Genomic DNA, 6,159 nt, shown 5'->3' on the forward strand with positions numbered 1-6,159 from the left:
ACCTGCGTTGTCTGCCGAAGCATAAGCGCGTTATAATTAGCTGATTGACATATTATAGGAGGCGTTATGCAACTGACCTGTCCTAACTGTGATAAGCCGATGGAGTTTGTTGGCACCCACGCGCATTGTGAAAATTGTAACCTTGATGTGGCGTTAGAAGCACGCTGCCCCGATTGCCATCAGCCATTAGAGGTGCTCAAGGCCTGCGGTGCGGTAGATTACTTCTGCCAGCACGGTCATGGGCTAATCTCGAAAAAGCGCGTCGAGTTCGTCAGGTCTGACGCCTAATCACAAAATTTGCGCAATCATCTCTTAGCACTTACGTTTTTAACTGCTCATAAAAAGAGAAACGTAATGAAAAGAGATGTGGCGTTGGGAGTCACCGGCTTTGCCTTGATCGCCGTAACCTATGGGATGGCGAGATTTTCATGGGGGCTCATGCTGCCCGATATTCGGCAGGAGATCCCTTTCACGCCAGAAGTCGCTGGCTTAATTGCCGCCTGTAGCTACGTAGCCTACTGCTTATCCGTTTTCATCGCCTCCTTTTTGACCAGCCGCTTCGGCCCACGCGTCACGGCAATATTGGCTGCCGTTGTGGCCGCCGTCGGGTTGCTTATCCTGGCTTTTGCGGCTGCGCCGCTCTATCTGGCGCTCGGCCTGTTTGTTGCAGGTATGAGCTCTGGACTGGCCTCTCCCGCCCTGGCGGGGGCCGTGAACGACGCCGTTCCTGATGAACGGCAGACGCAGGTGAATACAACCATTAACGCCGGAACAAGCGGAGGCATCATCCTGTCCGTCCCCATTCTTTTTTTCATGCCGGGCGGGTGGCGTGTCTCCTGCATGGTTTTCGCTTTACTGGCGCTGGTATGCCTGCTCGCTGCGTGGCGTACGCTGCCTAAAAGTGCGTCTAAATCGACAGAGGGATCGCCGCACTGGCGCGCCCTTTTTCGCAAGCCGGGCATGTTTCGACTGTTAATTATTGCTTTTGTCAGCGGTATTGCCAGCGCGGCATGGTGGAGCTTTGGGCCTGAGTTACTTCAGCAGCACACCAGGGTAGATAGCGCGATGACAAACATCCTGTGGCTGGTGAGCGGTGGAGCAGGCGTCATCGCCGTGTTTACCGGCACCGTGGCGCGACGTATCGGCATGCGGGGCGTTTACTGGGGATCGCAGTTCTTTATGGCAGCGTCTTTGGCCGCGCTGGCATTGAGCCAGGGTTTTAACGGGTGGCTTTTTCCGGTGGTGGCGATGAGCGGCGCGGGGTATGTCATTTTGTCCGGCGTGCTATTGGTGCAGGGGGCGGAGATTGCGCAACCTTCACCAGCGGCGGGCGTCAGTATGGCTTTCCTGATGCTGGCCGCTGGGCAGGTCGTAGGCTCGGTTCTCTTCGGCCAGCTCTATGGTGCGATCGGTGCGGCTGGCGCATTGGCTGTTTTTTCCGGCCTGTCATGGGTGATGCTTGCCGTTACGCCTGACAGACATCATCAGGCGAACTAGCGTCAGGTCAGGTTTTTTTGCGTGCCCGCGTTTTTTTAGCGACGGTCACGCCTTTCACTTCACTTTCCACCCAGCCATCAACCAGGCGGGTAGTAAGCACATCCCCAGCTTTTACCTGTTTGGTTTGCTTCAGCACGTTGCCATCCGTCGCTGTGGTTACGCTGTAGCCGCGTGCCAGGGTAGCCAGTGGACTCACGGCATCAAGATGGGTCATGGCGTTGCCAAAGCGTTCGCGAGTGGCGCTGAGCCTGGCGCTCATCAGCTGGGCCAGACGGTACTCCAACTGCTGAACGCGATTTTGGGCGCGGTGAATACGCGGCTGTGGCGAGTGCTGATTCAGCCGCTGGGTCATCCGCTGCTGGCGCTGACCTGAACGCTTAAGCTGATTATCCATCGCGTAGGTCATCCGCTGGCGCAGCCGCTCAAGCACGGTTTGCTGACGCGCCAGCCGCAGCTGCGGGTGCTGCTGCTGTAAGCGGTGCTCCAGCTGGGTAAAACGACGGGTGCGGTTAGCGAGATAGTAATCCATCGCCATCTCCAGTCGCTGCTGGCCGCTTTGCAGCTGACGCAGCAGCTCAAGCTGGTTGCGGCTGACCATCTCTGCGGCGGCTGACGGGGTCGGCGCACGCAGGTCGGCCACAAAGTCGGCGATGGTCACATCGGTTTCATGGCCGACGGCGCTGACGATAGGGATCTGGCTGGCGAAAATCGCCCGCGCCACGCGCTCATCGTTGAAGCTCCAGAGATCCTCCAGCGAGCCGCCGCCGCGCCCGACGATCAGCACGTCACACTCTTTACGGTTGTTCGCCAGCTCGATAGCGCGGACGATCTGTCCTGGTGCGTCTTCGCCCTGTACGGCGGTAGGGTAGATCACTACCGGCAGGGAGGGATCGCGGCGTTTAAGCACATGCAGAATATCGTGCAGCGCGGCCCCGGTTTTCGAGGTGATCACCCCTACGCAGTGGGCGGGGGAGGGAAGCGGCTGCTTACTCTGCTGGTCGAACAGCCCCTCTGTCGCCAGCTTCGCCTTGAGCTGCTCGTACTTCTGCTGAAGCAGACCTTCCCCTGCGGGCTGCATGCTCTCGACGATGATCTGATATTCGCCGCGCGGCTCGTAGAGCGTAATGCTGGCGCGAACCAGAATCTGCTGTCCGTGCTGGGGACGGAAGGTGACCCGACGGTTGCTGTTGCGGAACATCGCACAGCGTACCTGGGCGGTATCATCCTTCAGCGTGAAGTACCAGTGACCGGAGGCAGGCTGAGTAAAGTTTGAGATCTCACCGCTGATCCAGACCTGGCCAACTTCTCTTTCCAGCAGCAGGCGCACCGTCTGATTCAGGCGACTAACGGTAAAAATGGCGGGGGATTGCATCGATGACATGTGAGCCAGATCAAATTTTAAATCAGAAGGTTAATTAATCGATAGTAACCCGATGGGCCGCAATCGCAACTATTTTTCCAAAAAAGTGTAGATGCAATCGGTTACGCTCTGTATAATGCCACGGCAATATTTAACCACCCGGTCAGAGATATTGCCCATGCTACGTATCGCTAAAGAAGCCCTGACGTTTGACGACGTCCTCCTCGTTCCCGCTCATTCTACCGTTCTGCCGAATACTGCCGACCTCAGCACCCAGCTTACCAAAACCATTCGCCTGAACATTCCTATGCTCTCTGCGGCAATGGACACCGTGACGGAAGCACGCCTGGCTATCGCCCTGGCGCAGGAAGGGGGCATCGGTTTTATCCATAAAAACATGTCCATCGAGCGTCAGGCGGAAGAAGTACGCCGCGTGAAGAAACATGAGTCCGGTATCGTATCCGACCCACAGACCGTTCTGCCAACCACCACGCTGTATGAAGTGAAAGCGCTGACCGAGCGTAACGGCTTTGCCGGTTACCCGGTAGTGACGGAAGACTATGAGCTGGTCGGTATTATTACCGGTCGTGACGTGCGTTTCGTGACTGACCTGAACCAGCCGGTAAGCGTGTATATGACGCCGAAAGAGCGCCTGGTTACCGTGCGCGAAGGCGAAACCCGTGACGTCGTGCTGGCTAAAATGCACGAAAAACGCGTTGAGAAAGCGCTGGTAGTGGACGATAGCTTCCATCTGCGCGGCATGATCACCGTTAAAGATTTCCAGAAAGCCGAACGTAAGCCGAACGCCTGTAAAGACGAGCATGGCCGTCTGCGCGTAGGCGCTGCGGTAGGCGCGGGCGCGGGCAACGAAGAGCGCGTCGATGCGCTGGTTGCCGCGGGCGTTGACGTACTGCTGATTGACTCCTCTCACGGCCACTCCGAAGGCGTGCTGCAGCGTATTCGTGAGACTCGTGCAAAATACCCTGACCTGCAGATCATCGGCGGCAACGTAGCGACCGGCGCAGGCGCACGTGCCCTGGCCGACGCTGGCGTCAGCGCGGTGAAAGTGGGTATTGGCCCAGGCTCTATCTGTACCACCCGTATCGTGACTGGCGTGGGCGTTCCGCAGATCACCGCCGTTTCCGACGCGGTTGAAGCCCTTGAAGGCACCGGCATTCCGGTTATCGCCGACGGCGGCATCCGCTTCTCCGGCGATATCGCTAAAGCGATTGCCGCAGGCGCGGCGGCGGTGATGGTGGGCTCCATGCTGGCCGGTACCGAAGAGTCCCCGGGGGAGATCGAACTCTTCCAGGGCCGCTCTTACAAATCCTACCGTGGCATGGGCTCGCTGGGCGCGATGTCTAAAGGCTCCTCCGATCGCTACTTCCAGACCGATAACGCCGCTGACAAGCTGGTGCCGGAAGGTATCGAAGGCCGCGTAGCGTACAAAGGCTACCTGAAAGAGATCATTCACCAGCAGATGGGCGGCCTGCGCTCCTGTATGGGTCTGACCGGCTGTGGTACTATCGACGCGCTGCGTACGCAGGCTGAATTTGTACGCATCAGCGGGGCGGGCATTCAGGAGAGCCACGTTCACGACGTGACCATCACTAAAGAGTCCCCGAACTACCGCATGGGTTCCTGATTTAATTTATAGGCCGGGTGGGCGTAACGCTGCCCGGCACTTATTTTCCCTATCTGCTTCTGCCTCGGAACAATCGTCAATGACCGACAATATTCATAAGCATCGCATTCTTATCCTCGACTTTGGTTCACAGTATACCCAGCTTGTTGCCCGCCGCGTGCGTGAACTGGGCGTCTACTGTGAGCTGTGGGCCTGGGACGTCACCGAAGCCCAAATCCGTGAGTTCAACCCGAACGGGATCATCCTGTCCGGCGGCCCGGAGAGCACCACTGAACACAACAGCCCGCGCGCGCCGCAGTATGTATTTGAGGCAGGCGTACCGGTATTTGGCGTTTGCTACGGTATGCAGACGATGGCGATGCAGCTTGGCGGCCACGTTGAAGGCTCCAACGAGCGTGAGTTTGGCTACGCACAGGTTGAAGTAAAAACTCAGAGCGCGCTGGTGCGCGGTATTGAGGACTCCCTGAGCGCAGAGGGCAATCCGCTGCTGGACGTGTGGATGAGCCACGGCGACAAAGTTACCGCTATCCCGGAAGGCTTCGTGACCGTTGCCAGCACCGAGACCTGCCCGTTCGCCATTATGGCTAACGAAGAGAAGCGCTTCTACGGCGTGCAGTTCCACCCGGAAGTGACCCACACCCGTCAGGGCCTGCGTATGCTGGAGCGTTTTGTGCGCGACATCTGCGAGTGTGAAGCGCTGTGGACCCCAGCTAAAATTATCGACGACGCTATCGAGCGTATCCGCCAGCAGGTTGGCAATGACAAGGTGATCCTTGGCCTCTCCGGCGGCGTGGACTCCTCCGTCACCGCAATGCTGCTGCACCGCGCCATTGGCGATCGTCTGACCTGTGTATTCGTCGACAACGGCCTGCTGCGCCTGAACGAAGCCGAGCAGGTGATGGATATGTTTGGCGATCACTTTGGTCTGAACATTGTTCACGTTGAAGGCGAGCAGCGTTTCCTTGACGCGCTGGCCGGTGAGAACGATCCGGAAGCGAAACGTAAAATCATCGGCCGCGTCTTCGTTGAAGTGTTTGACGAAGAGGCGCTGAAGCTGGAAGACGTTAAGTGGCTGGCGCAGGGCACCATCTACCCTGACGTTATTGAGTCCGCTGCATCGGCGACCGGGAAAGCACACGTCATCAAATCTCACCACAACGTGGGCGGCCTGCCGAAAGAGATGAAGATGGGTCTGGTTGAACCGCTGCGTGAGCTGTTCAAAGACGAAGTGCGCAAGATTGGTCTTGAGCTGGGCCTGCCGTACGACATGCTCTATCGTCACCCGTTCCCGGGCCCGGGTCTGGGCGTTCGCGTGCTGGGCGAAGTGAAGAAAGAGTACTGCGACCTGCTGCGGCGTGCTGACGCTATCTTCATTGAAGAGCTGCGCAAAGCTGACCTCTATAACAAAGTGAGCCAGGCCTTCACCGTGTTCCTGCCGGTACGCTCTGTAGGCGTAATGGGCGACGGCCGTAAGTACGACTGGGTTGTCTCCCTGCGCGCGGTTGAGACCATCGACTTTATGACCGCACACTGGGCGCACCTGCCGTACGATTTCCTCGGCCGCGTCTCTAACCGCATAATTAATGAGGTTAATGGCATTTCGCGTGTGGTGTATGACATCAGCGGGAAACCACCGGCTACGATTGAGTGGGAATGA

General features: G+C 57.9%; 5 protein-coding genes. 4 read left to right on the plus strand and 1 reads right to left on the minus strand.

What is annotated here, in order from left to right; all coding sequences use genetic code 11:
• The first annotated feature begins 66 nt into the window (after window positions 1-66).
• Window positions 67-288: a zinc ribbon domain-containing protein gene (locus FN633_RS15055; RefSeq protein WP_154058259.1), complete on the plus strand. Its 222-nt coding sequence runs from the start codon at window positions 67-69 to the stop codon at window positions 286-288.
• A gap of 66 nt (window positions 289-354) precedes the next feature.
• On the plus strand, window positions 355-1,497 hold the full coding sequence (locus FN633_RS15060; protein ID WP_154058260.1) for an MFS transporter: 1,143 nt from the start codon (window positions 355-357) through the stop codon (window positions 1,495-1,497).
• A 7-nt stretch (window positions 1,498-1,504) separates the two neighbouring features.
• On the opposite strand, the gene xseA is transcribed toward FN633_RS15060, so the two are convergent.
• Window positions 1,505-2,878, minus strand: a complete 1,374-nt coding sequence (gene xseA / locus FN633_RS15065) for an exodeoxyribonuclease VII large subunit (protein WP_154058261.1) — start codon at window positions 2,876-2,878, stop codon at window positions 1,505-1,507.
• Window positions 2,879-3,035: 157 nt separating this feature from the next.
• Here xseA and guaB point away from each other — a divergent pair, with 157 nt between their 5' ends.
• A complete protein-coding gene (guaB, locus tag FN633_RS15070; RefSeq protein WP_154058262.1) occupies window positions 3,036-4,502 on the plus strand; it encodes an IMP dehydrogenase in 1,467 nt (488 codons plus the stop codon).
• Between the two features lie 79 nt (window positions 4,503-4,581).
• Complete coding sequence (gene guaA / locus FN633_RS15075) at window positions 4,582-6,159, plus strand: glutamine-hydrolyzing GMP synthase (protein WP_154058263.1); 1,578 nt, start codon at window positions 4,582-4,584, stop codon at window positions 6,157-6,159.

Origin of the sequence: Pseudescherichia vulneris (assembly GCF_902164725.1) — a bacterium.
Classification (GTDB): Bacteria; Pseudomonadota; Gammaproteobacteria; order Enterobacterales; family Enterobacteriaceae; genus Pseudescherichia; species Pseudescherichia vulneris.